The sequence below is a fragment of the Mariprofundus sp. NF genome (assembly GCF_013387455.1).
In the GTDB taxonomy this organism is placed as follows: domain Bacteria; phylum Pseudomonadota; class Zetaproteobacteria; order Mariprofundales; family Mariprofundaceae; genus Mariprofundus.
In genome coordinates this window covers 345,814-364,320 of record NZ_VWNC01000002.1, presented here as the reverse complement: position 1 = coordinate 364,320, position 18,507 = coordinate 345,814, and the positions used below count along the sequence as shown (strand labels likewise).

The window sequence follows — 18,507 nt, the reverse complement described above, 5'->3', positions numbered from 1 at the left end:
CTAGTGAAGAAATCAATCTAATCAAGGACGGTTGCCTTTGGTGTTGCCCCCTTTTTCTTGGCAGGTTTCTTTTTCTCTGTCGGTGCCTCCAGAGCTGGCGCTGCCGCTACTGGCTCGATGAGTTGACCGGTTTCGATATTGTAAAAGGCCTGTGGTTTGGGGACTGCGTATTGACCAATTAGAAAGCTTTTATCAACCCCAATCAGGGTTGCCAATCGCTCTTTGTCTTTGAGTAGAGGCGTGGCAGAGGCATTCAGATAACTGAAAATAAGCAGCGAATTCTTGAGGCTGGGTCGCATAAGCATGGGGGTGAGAGCGTCGTTTTCTTTACCGAGAAGGTGATACCCCAGTGCCTCAAAAACTGCAGCCATATCCAGAATATCTTCCTTGAACTCACCGTGATACGGTACGCTGCGGAGCTTCTCCGCCCCCTTCAGCAAAAGGGCCGGTTGGTTGGCAAGCCCAGCAAGATGGGCGTATTCAATCCAGAAGGCAGGGGAGTTTTTCTCGGCCTCTTTGACGGCCAACAGTACTTTTCCGGCAAGTCTAAGGGGTAGCTTATTCTCAATAATTTTTCGGGTAAGGCTGTTCAGATAAAGACTCTTGGCTCCTGTCTCTAGCAGGTTGTCAAAAAGCATCTCTCCGGGCCCCGCAAGATTAGCATGGAACGCTGCAGTAACCCGTTCAAAAAGCTGATTCTGGTTTTCTCCAAGGGGTAAGGCTTTTCTATCTTCGTTCAAGAGCCCCCAGAGTTCAGGGAGGCCTTGGCGGTTTGCCAAGACTTCCTGCGCGAAGTTTGGTTGACTATTACAAAGCGTTTTTCCACCGTAGACAAAATCAAAGCAGAAGTGTTTGCCACTATTGTCGGTATCGCGAGCCCATGCATACCGCTTCTCAGCCTGTAGCTGGTGCATGTAGCCTAACTTGTAAAGAAAAACATTAGGTTTCCCAATATACGATGTATAAACATCGCGCCCATCTCCGCGTTTGAAAATCGTGCTATATTCCTGTATTGATGGTAACCGCCACCCTTTGATTGCTGTGGTCTGGTTAAGCGTGGTAATGAATTGGTCTAAACTGATGAAATGTTTACGTTTCTTGATTTCGCCTGATCTGTAAGATTTTGCCCATATAATATTGGTGCGCAGATCATACGCCATCTTCCCTGCGTTTATGAAAAACGTATCCCTGCTTCCAAGTTTCAGTGTTCGATATATATCGCTAGTACTCTTTGTTTTTAGGGGAACCTCCCGCACAGTCAGACTCTCAACCTCCACTTTGCCGCTGGAGGGTGTATCAAAGCCGATCTGATTACCATACAGGTAAGGCGCGGCCTGCACACCCACCTTGTTGCCATTTATGAATAGAGCCACAGTAGAGTTTTTCTTCACAATTGAGAGGGTATTGTAGCCCTTCTGATTTATAGCTTTGTTTTTTTTCCAGGGGTCGATATACCCCCAGCCCTTTTTTGCGTCTGTTTGGTATATGAATTTACCAAGCTCAATATTTGTCGCAAACCGCACATAATTTTCAAGAGACATATTGGAGTTTCCTTTTGCTTTACCTCCCCAGACAAGGCCCAGATAGTCCTTGCTTTTGAAGCAGGTCTCAATGAGATAGTCACTACCAGGCTTAATTTTAATGGGAATTGCATGCTGTCTTTTTCCCTTCTTGGTTGTGATAAATAGCTTTCCTCTTCGTATTTTGAAGGCACCTTTGAATTTTTTTCCAATATTTGTTTTTGTCGCCTGCTCTGGCCAGTTATTGCGATTGTTTTCAAACTGTTCATCCAGAAGGACTTTGTGCTCTGGATTTCCCTCCAGGAAATGTTTTTTTATCTCTTCGTTAACATCAAGTACCGAGACACATTTTTCTTGTGCGGCCATAAGATGAAAAGGGTATAAAGAAACAAGAAGCAATATCCCAAAGAGATGCATGAAAAACCTTTTTGTCATTTTGAACACCTCCACGTTTGTCAATATTCATGGGCTCCCTCGGGCCTGTCACCTTGCATATTGGAGACAATTGTGAGGAACTCGTTCCGAGCTCTCATCACTGTAAACAGTAAAAAGTTCTTGAGTTAGATTAAGGTTGCCGCCAGAGCTCAGATACCTAGAGGCAATCTCTTTGAACTGATTCAGCCACCTCTTATTTGCATATCCTTTTTTGCCATTAATTGTTACTGGTGTAATCCAGCCACCCTGTACTTTTACATAAGCGGTAAAACCAATGGATCCGTATCCAGGGCGTTTCACATTACAACTGTAACTGTAAGGAACCTTGCCATCTGCACTCCCTGACCGCATAGAGGAAAGGACTTTTTTAGGCTTAGGCTTGGCCTGGATAAGAGTACTAAGCATGCCTTTACCTTTCCGCCCAGCGCTGTCTGTTACTGTTACTGCGAGAGAGGCAGATAGATTATAATCCGTAGCAACACCGGTAACCGTGCCGCTAAGAGCATTGCCTTTATGATGAAGGATCAGACCGTTTGAGGGGCTGAGATTGATGGTAAGTGGTGCTTTGAAGTGAGCTGGCACATCAATGCGAAATTTCGCAGCTTTACTGGACTGGAGATGCCTCGGCATGCTCAGTTTGACCTGATAATAGCCCACCGCAAAGGTGGTTTCATTCGACTTCACCTTGCCGTCCGGGGTTTGCAGCTCTACCGTCACTTTAAAATTCTGCTCAGGCTTATAACTGCCCTTTTCCAGACGAATTCCGAAAGAGTTTTTCTTTGCTGGCTGCTCTCGGGCAATTGAGGTTATCAAATCACCAGTTTTTGCATCGGTTACAGTAATGGTAGCAGTAGCCACTTTCACACCTTTGGCGAGGGAATAGAACATGTAGATGTGCGGCAGTTTGTCATTGGTGAGAAAGCTCTTATGTTCAAAGCGCTTCGGAGCATCTGTAACCACAATCTTCTTGATGCTGGCGGCATCAAAGACTTTAAAAGGGACACTCTTCTGGATAATCACTTCTGGGTTTTCCAGCAGGTAATGGGTCAGACCAACCTTGTAAGTTCCTGCAGCCAGATTATCCAGCCGGAAGCGAAAGGAGTACGCTTTTGTTGTTCCTGCTTCCAGTGTTCTTTCCCGCTTCTCTACACCTTCAACCGGATTCCCATTGGCATCGTAGAGCTGCCAGAACAGCTCGGTGGCATGAGGCGCTTCGTTATCGGGGTGCTCAATCTTGGCGGAAAAAGCGACGATATCACCGTTGCTGGCATAGCCTGAAAGAGGCGTCTCACCAACTTGGTTAAAATAGGCTTCAATTTCGAAGGGGAGGAGAGTGAAATCTTCGCTTTCTTTTTCTAAAATGATGCCAAGCAATTCCAATTCCTCCTCAAGGCCTTCAAGCCTATCAATCAGAGAGAAATATTCGGGCAACGGTTTTTTTCCTTTCACAATGAGGCGGGCCTCTTCCTTATAGGCTTTGTACTCCGCAGCCATTCGTTTGATTTCACTCTGGGGTGAAACGTTATCTGTCGCCATTATAAATTCGGGCAGCAGGGAGCCAACAAGCAGGGTGATCAGCAGGATGCTTCTACTCATCGGCATCACCCTGTCTTAAGTCGCTTAGTGTCTCACCACCGCGGACAGCGGTTTTCGCGGCCTCTTTGAGCAACTCCTTTTTTCTGGCCAGTTTGACAATGGATTCAAACTGCTGGCCGAAGAGTTCAACAACCTCGGCCTTGGTGAGTCCCATATGTTTCAGCGCCGCTTCTGCCTGCGGAACTGAGAGTTTCCCCTCACCAACGCGTCTGAAGATATGCATACCTTTCTGGAGTTTGACCGGTAGATGATCCACCGCATTCAGTCCGTTATAGGCCACGATTTTGGTCATGTAGTTTTCATACTGTTTGCTGGCCTGCCGCATCCCTTCGGCTGTCTCAGCCATCGCACCCATAGCATTGCCGCCGCTTCTGGTTTTCTCAGCCAGATCAAACCAGTGCTCTGACTTATAGCTCACTGTTGACGAAAAATCCTCGACCCTCGCACCCTGTCCGGAGAGCAGTGTGGGATCTTTGAAATAGTCTGTGACATTCTCAAGGTCCAGATGATAAGCATCCTTATGGAAGGCATCGGTCACCTGATGATCCATCCTGCTGCCAAATGCTAGAATGTCCCGCCGGGAAGGGAGCGGCTTGCCCGGGTTCAGGTTGCGATAGAGGCTGGTGTGATAATGCTCCTCCACTAACTCTGCAGGCACATCAATCTTTTGTGCCGGAACCGTTACTCGCTCTATAGCTCCTGTTCGAGGGTTGCGAACCATCATGCTACGCTCCGGAATAACCACTTGATAGGTGATGTCGCGGTCGAATCCGACTTTGCCCGGAGCCGGAGGTTTGTTGGTGGCATTAAAGACGGTGATCTCCATATTGTCGAAATCGAGTGCTTCATCGAGATAACCGCTGGCTGGCCCTGCCCCGCTCTTGTTACCATGGTTTCTTACCGCACTGATTATCCTTTCTCGTGCCTGAGCGGTTTTCAGCCTTAGAATCTCATCTGCGGTGCGGCTATCAACAGCCTTTGCCTTGATCCTTGCAATGTCATTCAGGTTGATTGGCCTCCGCAAGCCGCTTTTTATATCGGCAATCGCATCAACATCCACCTTGCCAACGGTTAAGGCTCCGGCTCCATCAACGTGTGAGAAGAGATTGTTTTCGACATTCTGGATTTGTTTTCGCAATTCCAGATATTGATCCCCTTGCAACTGGGTCAGTGCCCGCTTGTCCTGCCGGACGGATTGATAGGCCTCCAGAAGTGCAAGGTCATCGGCCTGACCGGCACTAGCCTTAAACACGTCATCCAGCTGTTCAACCCTGGCTTTGCCCTGCCGCTCAGCCGCCTCCCAAAGCCTCACGCTGGAAGGGTCGATCTCATCGGTCTTAACAAGAAAATCAAATATATTATCCAGCTCATCATCAAGCTTCTGCTGCTGCTTGGTCAGTCGGGAACTATGAAGTTTCTCCAACATGTCACCCATGACTTTTTTCGATTTGTGTTCTGCTGCGGCGAGTGTTTTTTTCAGCTTCTTCTGCAAAGCGCCAATGTCGTGAACTGAACGCCCCATCGCGCTGGCCATTTTATTTAAGGAAGCCGAGTCGGCAGCATCGATCCGTGCAATAAATTTTTTCGCTCCCTCGGCAAACTGGGGAGATTTTGTAAAATAGATTTCCAGAGCATTTGGCACCAAAACAAGTAGCCCATCAAAGGTGCGCTGCATTCCAGATAGCTGTTCTCCGGTAAAGGCATTTTCACCCGTCACCACCCCAACGATATCCACTGCATCGCTTAGCAGTGGAACACCGCTTGCTAGGTCGCGCATCAGTTCCTGATTTGCCGCAATCTCCATGACTTCGGCCTCGGCCTTGAACTGCTCTGCAATCTGAAGTTTTCTCAGCGCCTCGGTGTATTGCCTGAAGCCCTTCAGCGCCTTTTCCGGTGGTTCCTTAATCAGGTGGCGAAGATAGGAGACTGCGACATTGTCACGTAATCCTCTGCGGAACGCTTCAACATCCTCTTGCCGTTTTACCTTGCTGGAGTATTGAATGCCGTAACTTTCCCGGAGGGTTTGCGTCGGTTCTACCTTTCCGATAATCAGTTTTGCCAGTCGGTAATAGCCCGCCATCGAATTCACATCGGTTCCGAAAGCCATTGCCACCCACTGTGCTTCGTCCTGAATTTCCAGAAAGAGCGATTCGGAATATTGGCTCTCAAGGTTATAAATTTTGTTTCTAAGCCCGTTTGATTTTCGAATCGCCTCTAGGCGCATCTCTTCTAATACGGTGTTGATAAGTTGGCGAGTATGATTCAGAAGACGAGTGCGATCCTGTTCTATCTGGCGAAGAGAGATGGCGGCATCGGGTGGTTGTTGAGTGGATGCACTGAAAACAGTGGCAGGAAGGGCGAAGCAGGCTAGAGAGATGCATGCTGAAAACAGGAGCTGTTTTAACATGATATTTCTCGTTCCATAGAGAACTCCTGAGTTTGGGCAAGGCGAGCTTTAAGGATGAGCCCGAAGACTGCTTCCCATAGTCCAACTATATTAGCAGGGTTTCTGGAGATTTTTAACCCTTAATGATATCAAAGAGAGCGAAGACTATTGAACCGACTTTTTAGAGTTTATCGAGGGCTATGAGGCAATCGATTAGTTCTGCAGGCGGTTCACCAATGATTGGGCCTGAGTTTTCAGAGCATTATACCAAGGCTGATTCTTTGACTCTTTGGCAAAACAGTCTCGATAGGCTGCAACGCCTTCCTCTTCCTGGCGGCGATACTCCTCATAGGCCTTCTGATCCTGACTCTGCGAAGCATGATACTTGGCAAGGGCATCAGCTCCCTTAGTGCGAGAGATGTCCCATTTGCTCTTGCATTGTTGGATGTCGGATATCTCCGCAGATGAGGGGACATTAATCAGGCGAATCTGCTTTTCCATTACAACAAAAACAAAAAGTTCATTGGGAATGGAGGGGATAGTATCTTGTCCACTGACACCCAGAAATGCCTGTGCGAATGATTGCCCCTTCGTAGGATTTGCAGGCACTTCCGTATAGAGCATGACTCCAGCATCCGCATGAAAAACGCGCCGGTAAAAATCTTCATGCTTTGAAGTTTCCTCCACTGTTTGTGGAAGTTTCGGGTGCTCAGCCAGATAGTGCTTAAGCAGGCCTTGCGTCGTGACAAAAAGAACTTCGCGGTTGGATTTGAACCTGAGGCCATCAACCTGGGCGTAGCCGGGTTCAGCCTTAAGAGTCCTTATATTGATATGGCCCTGCCCTGAGAACCCTTCAATCTTGACCGCCCCCACGATGGCTCTTATCTGGTTTTCCAGCGCCGCTAACGCTGGCCGTTCATCGACTGCTGCTTCTGTTGCAAACTTTTTGCTGAACATATCGCGTGTTGCAAAATAGCCCTCTTCCAGACTCTGATGCTCGTCGAGCCATTTGTTGCGTAGCCTCTCAGCTTCTCTGATCTCTTGACCGGACATCGTTTGGACTAGTTCGTGCTCGTATTCACGAGCACGGTCACTTCCGTTTTGAGAAGCCAGATCAAACCACATGTGAGCCAGAGTTTTGTTCTTCTCCACCCCGTGGCCTTTGCTGTAGTGAAGCCCCAGAGAGAGCTGGGCATAGGCATGGTTCTGTTCGGCAGCTTGCAGGTGCCACTTCATGGCATTGGCATGGCTTTGCGATACCCCCAACCCTTCCGAGTAGAGCCCTGCAAGCAGATAGGCTCCCTCAGCATCTCCCAGCGCTGCTGATTTACGGAACCATTGGGCTGCTTCTTTGTAGTTTTGAGAAACCCCGCCGCGTGCTTCAATGTATGCCAGACCAAGATGATTTTGTGCCCGGGTTAACCCCTGTTCGGCCGATTTCTGAAACCACATCAGAGCTTTCATAGGGTCTTGGGTAAGACCAAAACCTCTGGAGTAAAGGTAGCCGAGATTAAATTGGGCCACAGCATCACCGGTACCAGCCGCCTTGGCTGTTTCTGCGAGATAGGTAGAAAGTCTCTCATTGTTGTAATGCGAGATGCCGCCATCCTCATAGGGGCCTGAAATGGCTTGAGAGGCAAATAATAATCCAGAGAAGAGGGTGGTGAAAAAGCGGCGCATGGTTTGATTATAACCAGCGATTAAATAGATGTCATTCTTGTGGAAGGGTTCCGCATAGAACTTACCATGAACCATTCTGAACGGTTACATCAGCGCTGTTCCTTCTCTTGTGGATATAGACTTTCGCGAGCATGCCTTATCAGACCGGCAGCTGTCATGTGCGAGCCGCACGCGTCCCGACGAGTCCGCGTTATTTGTCGAGTTTGGTGATCTTGGCGCCCTCAAAGGTGAGATTGTACATCAGCCCCTTGTTGGAGAAGATGAAGCCGATGATCGGATCTTTGACCGTGTTGGAGTCGATTTCACCGCCGGCACCGATCGTGACCAGAGCAACGCTGCCATCGACACCGGCCTTCCACCCTTCGCTATGTTTAAAGTCCCGCAAGGCCTGCCGGGTCATAAACATAATCACCTGAGATTTCACCTGCGCGCCGAGCTGAAAACCGATGGATGCGGCTGCTGTACTGTAGTAACCCGTGGTTTTGCCAGCCTCAAGCATGGCACCCTCACCATACTCACCACCGATACCGATACCGGCCTTGAATACGTCAGGAAACACGAGAATAGCCACGGCTTTATTGGCCAGCTCTTTTCCCGATTTTACCTGCGAATAGAATGTGGTCATGGTCGCTTTGACCTTGGCATTGATCTCTGTCTTGCTCGCTGCATTGGCAGTAAGGGGTATGCTGAACAGGCTAAGCGCAAGAAACAGGGCGCTTAATCGAATCGTAACTGCTTTCATAGAGGCCTCCTTTATCAGGTCGTTACTGTAACTATAGCAAACTCTGCGTCTGTTTGTCGTGGTTAGATATGATTTGTATCACGCGGCCAACTTCAAAACAGGGGGGGCGTTTAACTGCTGACTACTGTTTCACCAGTCGCTGATATTGCACTTCGATGCAGCGATCCATGACACAACCCAGTCCTGCGCCCGTAGCAATTTTCCAGCTCTCTGCATTGATGATGCCCAGCTGTAGCCACAATGTCCCTGCTCCTATCTCCACCGCTTGTCGTGCCACTTCAGGCGTGAATTCAGCTTTGCGAAAGACATTAACAATATCCACGTGTTCAGGGATTGAGGCGAGATCCGGGTAGACCTGCTGACCGAGAATGGTTTCCGCTATTGGGTGTACAGGGTAGACGCGGTAACCCTGCTCAATCAGAAATGCGGTGATGTGATAGCTGGTTCGATCCTCTTTTGGGGAGCAGCCATAAACAGCGACTGTTTTGGCCTCGCTGAGAATGCGGGATATGGTTTTATCGCCCGGGTTCTTCCAGCTCATTGAGGATTGAAGGCCATGCTATTCGGCAATGATGTGGGCGATAATCTTATTCATACTGAATGGGCTGGCCCCTTTTCTGAGGATGACCTTGCCTTTGGTGATATCCGTGAGATCTTTAACCAGCTGTTCTGCCACAGGTTTGTAACTCTTAGCATAGTAGAATACGGTGGTCTCTTTGGTCATCTTCATCGATTGCCGTTTTTCAGGGAACTTGGCCCTGAAACCTGATTTTCCGAGTTGCTCACCAATGCTCTGTTGTAGAGAAGTTGCGATGTTCAGTGTAAATATATCCAGATCAGCGAGGGCTTCAGAAGGTTTGGCTGTGGAAGCAGACTGTGGTTTCTCAGCTGCCACTGCTTTTTCAATCTGCTGGTGCTCTGCAACGACAGGCGCTTTCTCGATGGCCAGCTGCTTTTCAGCTGCAGGGATCTTGTCAGTAATCGGAGCATCTTCTGCAGCTTTGACCTTCTCAATAACCGGGTTCTTGTCAGCTACCAGAGGCTTTTTATCTGCTACTGTTTTTACAGCAGTGTTAGCCTTTTCAATTGTTGCGGCCTTGCTTGTTGCTTTGGGTTTAGGTTTTGTGCTGGCTTTTGCGGTAGTTTTTTTCTTAGCTGTGGTTTTTGGTTTTTTTACTGCCTTGGCGAGCAGTTTTTTCTTGCTCTCCAGAGAGCGGTCAAGTTCTCTGACCTGCTCTTCCAGCTCTTTAATTCTGGCATTGGCATCACTGAGTTTGTCGCTCAGTTCATCCTTCTCATCCAGTAGTCTGTCTCTGTTTCTGATTGTGAGCTCGGCCTCCACCAGCTGTTGCAGGGTTCTTACCTTCATGTCTGCAATATCATTTTTGGCCAGCTGCAGCTGATCTCTGGTATCTCTGAGACCGCTTTCGATCGTGGCCAGATTGTTCTGGCGATAGTTTACAATGCCGGAGATGAGAACAAGAAGAAGCGCGGTGATGGCAATAAGCATCGGAAAGCCGATATCGCGTATGCTTTCACCCGGTTGTTTCTGCTCTGCCATGGCTCTATTTCCTCTGTTTTAGCGCGTGTTTCCGGCAAAAAAATAGCCCGGTTTTATCCGGGCTACTCAGTCAATCCGGAGAATTATTTTTTAACAAGATGGATCTCAACACGACGGTTTTTAGCGCGCCCTTCAGCTGTTGCATTATCCGCTGCAAAGTTAGTGGCTCCAAAACCCTCTGCATGGGTGGAGTCTTGCGGAATACCTGCTTTGACCAGGGCTGAGGCAACATTATCTGCACGTGCCTGACTCAGCTCCAGATTACTCTGGTAGGGATGACGTGGATTGTGTCTATTGTGTGCATAGCCACCAATAGGCTCATCATCTGTGAAACCACGCACATCAAGTGACTGTATTCTTGGTTTGGAGAGAAACTTTTCAGCCAGCCGTTTGAGCGCGCTGCGGGACTGCCTGGTTAGCTCCATGTAACCTGAACGAAAGGATACGGTAACCCAGAGGCGGTCATTGGCGATTAAGCTACTACTGGCCATGTCTGCCTGAGCATCGGCCTCCAAGCGCGCAACTTCGCTGGACTTCTGAGCCGCGATCTCCTGATCAAGCTGCTTAAGTTCCTGCCTCAGTGAGGAGATCTCTGTCTCCAGCTGATCGTTTTCAGTCATCACATCGCCACGGGTCGAATGGACGGTTTCAGGCCCGAACATCGCCTCAATCGTGCTGCACGATGAGAGCAAAAGTATAAAAGAAATCAGCAAAAATCTGAACTTCATGTTAGTCAAACTCCCTTTCCCTGAAGCAGCAGTGTAGACAAGGGATTAAAGATCGGCAAGCGCCTCGTTTCCACTCTTTTAGTGGCGTGATTCCGGGAAATCGGATCAGCTTTGCTAAAGGCTTGGATTTTCCGTTGAAAAACTATGATACTCAGCGAATTATCTATGTGGGAGACAGGTCTTTATGAGGATTTCAGTTGTACTTATTTTACTGTTCGTGTTTGTAGGCAGTGCGCAGGCGGAGACGCGATATATCGTTGATCAGGCCAAGTTTCAGATGCGGTCAGGGCAGAGTACCGGCCATAAAATTGTTCGCCTGCTGCCCAGTGGAGCCGCCGTGGAGCTGCTTGGTCAGTCGGCTGAAGGGTACTCGCATATCAGGAGCTCAGATGGAAAAGAGGGGTGGATTTTAAGCCGTTATCTGATGAAGGTGCCTGCAGCCAGAGATCGTTTGGAGCAGTTTGAGAAGGAGCTAAGTCAGCTGGGCGAGCTAAAGAAGCAGAAAGTGTTGGCTGAGCGGGAACGAAATCGTCTGCAGTCTGAAAACAATAGTTTAGTGAAGGAACTGGCACTGTTGAAGAAAACTGCTGCTGCAGCAGCAGAGATGATTGCCGAAAACAAATTGCTTAAAAGTGAGGCGGAGGCATCGAAAAAAGAGCTGCAGGAGTTCCGTCAGGAGACCGACGATATCACCAGTAGTGCACATCAGCGCTGGTTTATGCTCGGCGGCGGGGCGATTTTGCTCGGCGTGTTGCTTGGGCTGCTGCTGCCATATGTGCGTCTGCGCAAAAAGAAACGCTGGGGTGGTTATTAACCTGCAAACACCATTACTGGTCACTTAAGGAATTCGGGTTAGCATTCGCACATGGCTATTGTAAATCGGCGTGCCCGGCACGAATATCACATTCTGGAAACCTATGATACGGGCATGATTTTGACCGGTCCTGAGGTGAAGTCTATCCGTAACGGTCTGGCCAACCTGGCCGAAGCCCACTGCATTGTTCGCAAAGATCGTGTGTTGTTGATCGGTTGTCATATCAGTCCCTACAAGCCTGCGGCAATGAATAACCCGCATGATCCCACCCGCTCCAGGCAGTTACTGCTGCACAAAAAAGAGGTGGAGCGACTGCTGGGCAAGCTGAAAGAGAAGGGTCTGACGGTAGTGCCGTTAAAGCTCTATTTTAACGAGCGTGGTTTTGCCAAGCTCGAGATCGGACTGGCGCGTGGTAAGAAGATGCACGATAAGCGCCATGATGTGAAAGAGCGCGATGTCAGGCGTGATCTGCAACGCCAGTATAAGGTATAACTCAGCTGACTATCCCTTGTTGGTAAACCCAAGTCCCGTAAATTTGCAATTCTCCAGATTGGATAGTGACAGGCTCTTTGAGCATGTAGGGTTGGCATATGTTTAATGTTCTTCTCGGCATGGCCGTCATCATTATTGCCGGCATCATCTGGCGACTGGTGCTTGGTAACGACAGTGCAGAGAGCATCCGCTCTCATCTGGCCAAAGCTGTCTATCAGGTGTTTCTGCCTGCGCTGGTGTTGCATGTGCTCTGGCAGGTGCCGGTTGACATTAATATGGTGCGGGTGCCACTGGTCTCCGCAATCAGTGTGCTGCTCTCTCTGCTGGCAGCATTTCTGATCTACTCCAGCGGTCATCTGGTCAAAGGTTTCATGAAAGTTGCCTCGCCCAACAGAGCTGTGGGCGCACTGCTGCTTGCCTCGGCCTTTGGTAACTTCTCCTATCTTGGTCTGCCTGTACTGACGCAGACCTTCGGTGAATGGTCGCAGGTGGTGGCGATCCAGTTTGATCTTCTGGCCAGTACTCCGATTCTGTTTACTGTCGGGATTATGGTCGCCGGTTACTACGGATCTTCCGGAAAAGGCATGCATCCACTGACTTCACTGCTGCAGGTGCCTGCTCTGTGGGCAGCTATTGGCGCTCTGCTGTTGAGTATGTTTCAGGTACCCATGCCAGAGTGGCTGGAGCGGTCACTGTCGATACTCGGTGCGGCCGTGGTGCCACTGATGCTGCTCTCTGTTGGTATGGCATTGCGCTGGCAGGCTGGCTGGCTTGGTCGCGTTCCGGTACTTCTTCCTGTGGTGTTGATTCAACTGGCCCTGATGCCGTTGATTGCATGGGGCGCATCGATCGGTGTTGGTATGCCGGAAAAGCTGCTTGCGCCTGCGGTGATTGAGGGTGCGATGCCGACGATGGTTCTGGGACTGGTGATCTGTGATCGCTTTAAACTCGACACAACGCTCTACGCAGAAGCGGTGACGGTGACAACGCTGCTCTCACTGCTAACGCTGCCGTTCTGGCTGCAGCTGGTCTCATGATCTTCTCTGCTAAACGGGATCTCTATTTTGCATATGGCTCCAATATGTCGAGCCGGCGCTTGCTGGCGCGGGTGCCCTCAGCCAGAGCGCTTGGCCTTGCCAAATTGGATGGTTTTACCTGGTGTTGTAATAAGCTGGGCAAAGATGGCTCCGGCAAAGCCAATCTGATGAGTCAGGACGGTGCACAGGTGTACGGCGTATTGTATGAGATTAAATCAAAGCACTGGAAGCAGCTGGATAGGCTGGAGTTGGGCTATCAGCGCATTGAAGTCGAGGTGGAGCAGGCCGGGGAAAAACGGAGCGTATGGAGTTATCAGTCGAATCTGATGACAGCCAACCCTCCCACACCGGAGTACCTCAGCTTTATTATCGATGGTTTGATTGAGCATAAACTGCCGATGGCGTATGTCAGTGAACTGCGCCTCGAGGCTGGAATTTAAAGTTTCAGATTAAATAAACGGAATGGCCAGCACGCTATATCTGGCCAGTTTACCTATTGAAACCAGAACCAGAAATGTGATCAGCTGACAGCGCATCAGCCCAGCTGCCAGGCAGAGCGGATCGCCAACAATCGGCAGCCAGGCCAGCAGCAGGGATGGCCTGCCATATTTCTCAAACCACTGTTCGGCCCTTTCAGTCTGTGTCTCAGAGATTCTCAGCCACCTCTTATGCACGGCCGCATTGCCGAGTCGACCCATACCGTAGGTGATTAGACTGCCGAGCACATTGCCGAGGGTGGCGATTAAAACCAGAGCCACAATATTACCCCCCTCATTCAGCCGATAGAGCAGTAGAACTTCCGAACCGCCGGGGAAGAGGGTTGAGGAGATCAGTGCGGAGAAAAAGAGGGGCCAATCCATGCGCTAAGACTAACGGCAGGCATAGATGCAGAGATAGTCTGAATATGAAAATGGATGTTCTCTGCTCCAATGCGACGTAGAATTTGAATATGATCTACTTTTATGACTCCCCACTTGGCCCGATCTCTTATGAGTGGGATGGTGAGCGCTGTCTGCACATCTGGCTGGATGAGAGTGCAGATGACAAGGCACTCAACAATGATCCGGTATCAGACTGGTTTGATGCCTATTTCAGTCGCCAGAGTCTGTCGTTACCGCCGCTGGCTGAGCCCGCCAGCGATTTCCAGGCGATTATGCGTGAAGGGTTGGTAAAGGTTCCCGCCGGTGAAGTGCGCACCTATGGCGAGCTTGCCAAAGAACTTCATACATCAGCGCGGGCTATGGGGCAGGCGCTGGGGGCCAATCCCCTGCCGATTCTTATCCCCTGTCATCGTGTGATTGCAGCTGATGGCTTGGGTGGTTTCGCTTGTGGCCTTGAGTGGAAGAAGAGACTGCTCAAATTTGAACGTGGCTTTTAAGCTGTTAGTGTCCGGCAAAATCTGAAAAACGGAGTAGATATGATCGTAGCAACTGCCCGCCATATTCTGGTGGATACCGAAGAGAAGTGTAATGAGCTGAAAGCAGCTATCGAAGGCGGCGCTGATTTTGCTGATATCGCACGCGATAATTCCAGCTGCCCATCCGGCCGCAATGGTGGTGATCTGGGCGAGTTCGGTCCGGGCATGATGGTTCCTGAATTTGATAAAGTGGTCTTTTCCGCTGAAGTTGGAACTGTACAGGGGCCGGTTCAGACCCAGTTTGGTTATCACCTTCTGGAAGTTACCAGCCGCAGTTAATTGTATTGATCTATCATAAAAAAGGCGGGGTTTCCCCGCCTTTTTTTATGCTCGAAGATTCACGCTTTAAGCATCGATCGCCTGTTTTTCAGCTGTTGAATAATCTCATCAGCTGGCACCGGCGGACTGGATAGGTAACCGAGCATGCCATCAGAGTCATGCGCGCGTAGAAAGTTTAACTGCTCCGTTGTCTCCACGCCTTCAGCGACCACCTGATGATTGAGGATGTGGCCCATAGCGATGATTGCATTGGCAACCTGCCCGCTGTCGCCACTATCTCCAATCTGATTAATTAGTGAGCGGTTCATCTTCAGCTCGTGTACCGGCATGGTTTTCAACGCCTGCAGCGAGAAGAAGCCAGCACCAAAATTATCAATGGTGATTTTCACGCCCAGTTCATTGAGCTCATTCATGCTCTGCAGGACGCCAGAGGCATGTTGCATCAGATCATTTTCACTGATCTCCAGCTGTAGCATCTCGGCGGATAGCTTGCTCTCATCAAGAATGGATGCCACCAGCCTGCTGAAGTCGGAATGGCGCAGCTGCTCAGCAGTGATATTAACCGATACCGGTACAATGGGCAGTCCTGACTCCTGCCAGGCTCTGTTCTGAAGGCAGGCATGGCGCAGTACCCACTCGCCTATAGGTACGATAAGCCCTGTTTTATTGGCCAGTGGCAGGAACTGGTCGGGCAGCGCCATACCTTCATCACCGCGACTCCAGCGCAGCAGGGCGTGGGTGCCGATGATCACCCCCTCCTTCAGATCCACCTTGGGCTGGTAATAGATCACCAGTTCATTGTTGGCGATGGCCTGTCGCAGTGCTTTTTCAAGGCTCAGCTCTCTATTCAGCTCATCGGGCAAACCATCTCCGGAATCCCGATAGATACAGTAGCGGTTGCGTCCCATCTCCTTGGCCTGATACATGGCATCATCGGCCAGTCGCATGATGGTTTCCGCATCACTGGATTCACCAGATTTCAGACTGATGCCAATGCTGACGCCAAGCACATAGTGGGAGTCCTTGAGCATCATCGGCTTCTGAATTTGACTGATTACCTTCTCAGCTATTATGCAGGCGGACTCCTCAGAGGCGATCTCACCAAGAATGATGCTGAATTCATCGCCGCCAATTCGGGCTACGGTATCGGTTTCACGGATGCACCCCTGCAGTCTGTTACCCACCTCGATGAGAGCCTTGTCACCCCACTCATGACCCAACTCATCATTGATCGGTTTGAAGTAGTCCAGATCCATAAATAGAACGGCCATATTGGTCTGCTTACGGTGGGCCTGTGCAATGGCCTGTTTCAAGCGGTCATAATAGAGACTGCGGTTGGGCAGGCCTGTGAGCAGATCGGTGTAGGCCATCTGCCTGATCTTCTCCTCACTCTGTTTGTGCTGGCTGATATCGGCGATGAAACCCAGAAACTCAATCTGGCCATTACTATCCTGTTCAACCCGAATCTCATCACCTACCCAGAAGTAGTGACCATCCCTGTGCTGGAAACGATATTCGAAGCGATTGCTGCCGCGTTTGAGCCCACGCTCCAGCTCCGTGTGAACATGTTCAAGATCATCAGGATGAACACACTCCAGGCGAAATCCCGGATGGCTGGTGAACTCCTCTGCTTCATAACCGCATAGCCGTTTAATATTTTCGCTGATAAAGGTTGTCGGGAATTTGTCGGATACCCCGGATGCATATATGACTGCTGAGGTTGAAGTGAGAAGGAAATTCAGTCGTTCGTTGGCCATGCGTATCTGAATCTCATTAGCCTTGAGTCGTTGATAGATGGCCTGAAAATCCTGCAGGCGCTGGTTCTCCTGTTTCAGGTCACGAAAATCGATCCAGTGCTTGATACTATGAACCAGTTCATGCGCTGAGACCGGTTTTTCAAGGTACTCCACGGCACCCTGGCGCAGTGCTTCGATGGTGTTTTTCTTGTCAGCATAACCGGACATCATGATCGATGGGCAGTCGGGATGGTGTTGCCGAATATAGGAGAGAATTTCCAGTCCTGATCGCCCTTCTAACTGAACATCAAGCAGGGCAAGATCAATAGATGAATCGAGCAGGGCAACAGCCTGATCATAACCTTCAGCACTGCAGGTGAGAAAACCTGCATTCTCCAGAATCTGGACAAATGCACCCCTTAGCGAGGTCTGGTCTTCAACGATGAGGATCTTGGATTGATTCAAGCCAGCCCCTCCCTGTTTCGTAGCTATATATAGCTATGGTATCACAAACATCGGCCCCTGTCAGCCCAGTCGCTGTAAATGCTTTATTTCAAAGGGAAATCAGTGAACGGAATCTCGATTTCACCAGTGATGGTGATGCGCACAGTGCCCTCTCCCGCTGACAGGGCAGGCGCTCCTGCATCGGCTGATTTGCTCATCATCGCCATTTCAGATCGATACAAAACGGGGCGAGGTGTTTGACTGCTGGTGTTGAGATGAATGATGCGAAAACTTGTGGCATCCAACCCCTGGGCCAGCGTGGCTGCCTTGCTGCGAAATGTTTCGATAGCTTGGAGTCGGAGTGTGTCCTGCGTTTGCAACGAGAGTTTTCGACTCACTTTGAACTGCAGGTTGGAGAGCTGTGCGCCTTCGCTTTCAATCGCATCCAGCCACTGCGGGACGGCCTCAAGATTGTTGCTGGTGATCTGTTCCGTCTGGCTCATGCGCCAGGCGGTGCGGATGCGAGGCTGGTTCTTTGGATGGTGCCATACCGGCTGCATGTTTCGACTGGTAGTTTTTATCTTCAGACCTTGCTCTTTTTTTAACCGTTTCTGAATCAGGCTGGTGATCCGATTTACCTGCTGGCGGATGGCATTGGCATCTTTGCCCTCTTTTTCAATGCGGAAGGAGATCACCACTTCATCATTGGGCAGCTCACTTTCAGCGGTGGCTGAGATATTAATGCGTGTGCCGGCAGGCTGTGGGGCTTCAGCCTGAGCATGAAGAGGCATCAGGAGCAGTAGGGAGAGAGTAAGTAGGAATCGCATGAGATCAGTATGAGAGCGGTTCTGAGACTCTGCAAGGTGAATATTCAGCAGCGCCTGTAGCGGCATGACTCTGAGGAAGTAGGTTTGTCCTGTCCCGGAAAGATAATGTTTAGTGAAGCGTGTACAAAAGAGTGTAGCTGTTTATGGCTGGATCATCTGCGTGCGAATAGCGATATGGGCTAGCTCCACTGTATTTTTCACCTTCAATTTTTCCATGAGGTTGGCCCGATGCACATTTACGGTTTTCGGACTGATATGCAGGATTTTACCGATCTCAATCACACTGTTGCCTTCACTGAGCAGAATAAACACCTCAAATTCGCGCGTGGTAAGAATCTCAACGGGTGATTCATTGCCAGTACCGAGACTGTAAACCATGCGCTGGGCGATCTCCGGAGAGACCCATCTGTCACCTTTGGCGACAGAGCGTACGGCCTGTGCCAATTCATTGGGGTCTCCCGACTTGCTGAGATAACCTCTGGCACCAAGCTGAATGGCATGGGATACGAAGGTTTCATCATCGTGCATGCTCATCACCAGTACTTTGGCACTCTCATCTTTGTTCAGCAGTCGGCGGATAAAAGAGAGGCCGCCTTCACCGGGCATGGCAATATCGGCCACGACCACATCCGGTTGTAAAGCCAGACATTCAGGGTAGGCATCTTCACCGCAGCCCTTTTCACCGATGATGTTAATGTCATCTTCGGTCTCCAGCAGGCGACGGAATCCGGCGCGCACCATGGTGTGATCATCAACAAGATATACTGAAATCATCTGCGCCCCCATTTGTTGTTATAGTTGAATCCGTACCAG

18 protein-coding genes are annotated in these 18,507 nt (G+C 49.9%); 6 read left to right on the top strand and 12 right to left on the bottom strand.

All coding sequences use genetic code 11. The annotated features are described in order from the left end of the window. Window positions 1-17: 17 nt before the first annotated feature. The 8 genes from F3F96_RS04715 to F3F96_RS04680 all read right to left on the bottom strand — a co-directional run bounded on the left by F3F96_RS04715 (window position 18) and on the right by F3F96_RS04680 (window position 10,648). Complete coding sequence (locus F3F96_RS04715; RefSeq protein ID WP_176962081.1) at window positions 18-1,955, bottom strand: hypothetical protein; 1,938 nt, start codon at window positions 1,953-1,955, stop codon at window positions 18-20. A gap of 48 nt (window positions 1,956-2,003) precedes the next feature. Next, on the bottom strand, window positions 2,004-3,551 hold the full coding sequence (locus F3F96_RS04710; protein ID WP_176962080.1) for a hypothetical protein: 1,548 nt from the start codon (window positions 3,549-3,551) through the stop codon (window positions 2,004-2,006). Then, window positions 3,544-5,958: a pre-toxin TG domain-containing protein gene (locus F3F96_RS04705; protein ID WP_176962079.1), complete on the bottom strand. Its 2,415-nt coding sequence runs from the start codon at window positions 5,956-5,958 to the stop codon at window positions 3,544-3,546. The genes F3F96_RS04710 and F3F96_RS04705 overlap by 8 nt, the downstream gene beginning before the upstream one ends. Window positions 5,959-6,150: 192 nt before the next feature. Further along, on the bottom strand, window positions 6,151-7,692 hold the full coding sequence (locus tag F3F96_RS04700) for a tetratricopeptide repeat protein (RefSeq protein ID WP_176962078.1): 1,542 nt from the start codon (window positions 7,690-7,692) through the stop codon (window positions 6,151-6,153). A 115-nt stretch (window positions 7,693-7,807) separates the two neighbouring features. Beyond that, a complete protein-coding gene (locus F3F96_RS04695) occupies window positions 7,808-8,359 on the bottom strand; it encodes a YSC84-related protein (protein WP_176962077.1) in 552 nt (183 codons plus the stop codon). A 121-nt stretch (window positions 8,360-8,480) separates the two neighbouring features. Further along, window positions 8,481-8,900, bottom strand: coding sequence for a CoA-binding protein (locus tag F3F96_RS04690; RefSeq protein ID WP_176962076.1), 420 nt, complete (start codon window positions 8,898-8,900; stop codon window positions 8,481-8,483). An 18-nt stretch (window positions 8,901-8,918) separates the two neighbouring features. Continuing rightward, entirely contained in the window at window positions 8,919-9,920 is a 1,002-nt protein-coding gene (locus F3F96_RS04685) for a hypothetical protein (protein WP_176962075.1), read from the bottom strand. 83 nt (window positions 9,921-10,003) lie between these two features. Then, window positions 10,004-10,648, bottom strand: coding sequence for an OmpA family protein (locus F3F96_RS04680; protein WP_241697648.1), 645 nt, complete (start codon window positions 10,646-10,648; stop codon window positions 10,004-10,006). 184 nt (window positions 10,649-10,832) lie between these two features. Here F3F96_RS04680 and F3F96_RS04675 point away from each other — a divergent pair, with 184 nt between their 5' ends. The 4 genes from F3F96_RS04675 (at window position 10,833) to F3F96_RS04660 (ending at window position 13,431) form a co-directional block, all read left to right on the top strand. After that, window positions 10,833-11,462 carry a TIGR04211 family SH3 domain-containing protein gene (locus tag F3F96_RS04675; RefSeq protein ID WP_176962074.1) on the top strand — a complete coding sequence of 210 codons (630 nt, stop codon included), beginning with the start codon at window positions 10,833-10,835 and terminating at the stop codon, window positions 11,460-11,462. Between the two features lie 51 nt (window positions 11,463-11,513). Next, the gene (smpB, locus tag F3F96_RS04670) at window positions 11,514-11,954 is read left to right on the top strand and encodes an SsrA-binding protein SmpB (protein WP_176962073.1); all 441 of its coding nucleotides are present in this window, start codon (window positions 11,514-11,516) and stop codon (window positions 11,952-11,954) included. 98 nt (window positions 11,955-12,052) lie between these two features. Beyond that, the gene (locus F3F96_RS04665) at window positions 12,053-12,991 is read left to right on the top strand and encodes an AEC family transporter (protein ID WP_176962072.1); all 939 of its coding nucleotides are present in this window, start codon (window positions 12,053-12,055) and stop codon (window positions 12,989-12,991) included. Further along, window positions 12,988-13,431 carry a gamma-glutamylcyclotransferase family protein gene (locus F3F96_RS04660; RefSeq protein WP_176962071.1) on the top strand — a complete coding sequence of 148 codons (444 nt, stop codon included), beginning with the start codon at window positions 12,988-12,990 and terminating at the stop codon, window positions 13,429-13,431. Before F3F96_RS04665 ends, F3F96_RS04660 begins: the two co-directional genes overlap by 4 nt. A gap of 9 nt (window positions 13,432-13,440) precedes the next feature. Here the strand turns inward: F3F96_RS04660 and F3F96_RS04655 are convergent, their stop codons facing one another. Then, the gene (locus F3F96_RS04655) at window positions 13,441-13,851 is read right to left on the bottom strand and encodes a YqaA family protein (RefSeq protein WP_176962070.1); all 411 of its coding nucleotides are present in this window, start codon (window positions 13,849-13,851) and stop codon (window positions 13,441-13,443) included. Window positions 13,852-13,940: 89 nt separating this feature from the next. Here F3F96_RS04655 and F3F96_RS12530 point away from each other — a divergent pair, with 89 nt between their 5' ends. After that, window positions 13,941-14,369, top strand: a complete 429-nt coding sequence (locus F3F96_RS12530; RefSeq protein ID WP_187697826.1) for a methylated-DNA--[protein]-cysteine S-methyltransferase — start codon at window positions 13,941-13,943, stop codon at window positions 14,367-14,369. A 39-nt stretch (window positions 14,370-14,408) separates the two neighbouring features. Further along, window positions 14,409-14,687, top strand: a complete 279-nt coding sequence (locus F3F96_RS04645) for a peptidylprolyl isomerase (RefSeq protein ID WP_176962068.1) — start codon at window positions 14,409-14,411, stop codon at window positions 14,685-14,687. A 59-nt stretch (window positions 14,688-14,746) separates the two neighbouring features. Here the strand turns inward: F3F96_RS04645 and F3F96_RS04640 are convergent, their stop codons facing one another. From F3F96_RS04640 to F3F96_RS04630, 3 genes are all read right to left on the bottom strand, one after another. Then, window positions 14,747-16,888, bottom strand: coding sequence for an EAL domain-containing protein (locus F3F96_RS04640; protein WP_176962067.1), 2,142 nt, complete (start codon window positions 16,886-16,888; stop codon window positions 14,747-14,749). A gap of 83 nt (window positions 16,889-16,971) precedes the next feature. Continuing rightward, on the bottom strand, window positions 16,972-17,694 hold the full coding sequence (locus tag F3F96_RS04635) for an SIMPL domain-containing protein (RefSeq protein ID WP_176962066.1): 723 nt from the start codon (window positions 17,692-17,694) through the stop codon (window positions 16,972-16,974). Window positions 17,695-17,835: 141 nt separating this feature from the next. Continuing rightward, entirely contained in the window at window positions 17,836-18,468 is a 633-nt protein-coding gene (locus F3F96_RS04630; protein WP_176962065.1) for a response regulator transcription factor, read from the bottom strand. Window positions 18,469-18,507 lie beyond the last annotated feature (39 nt).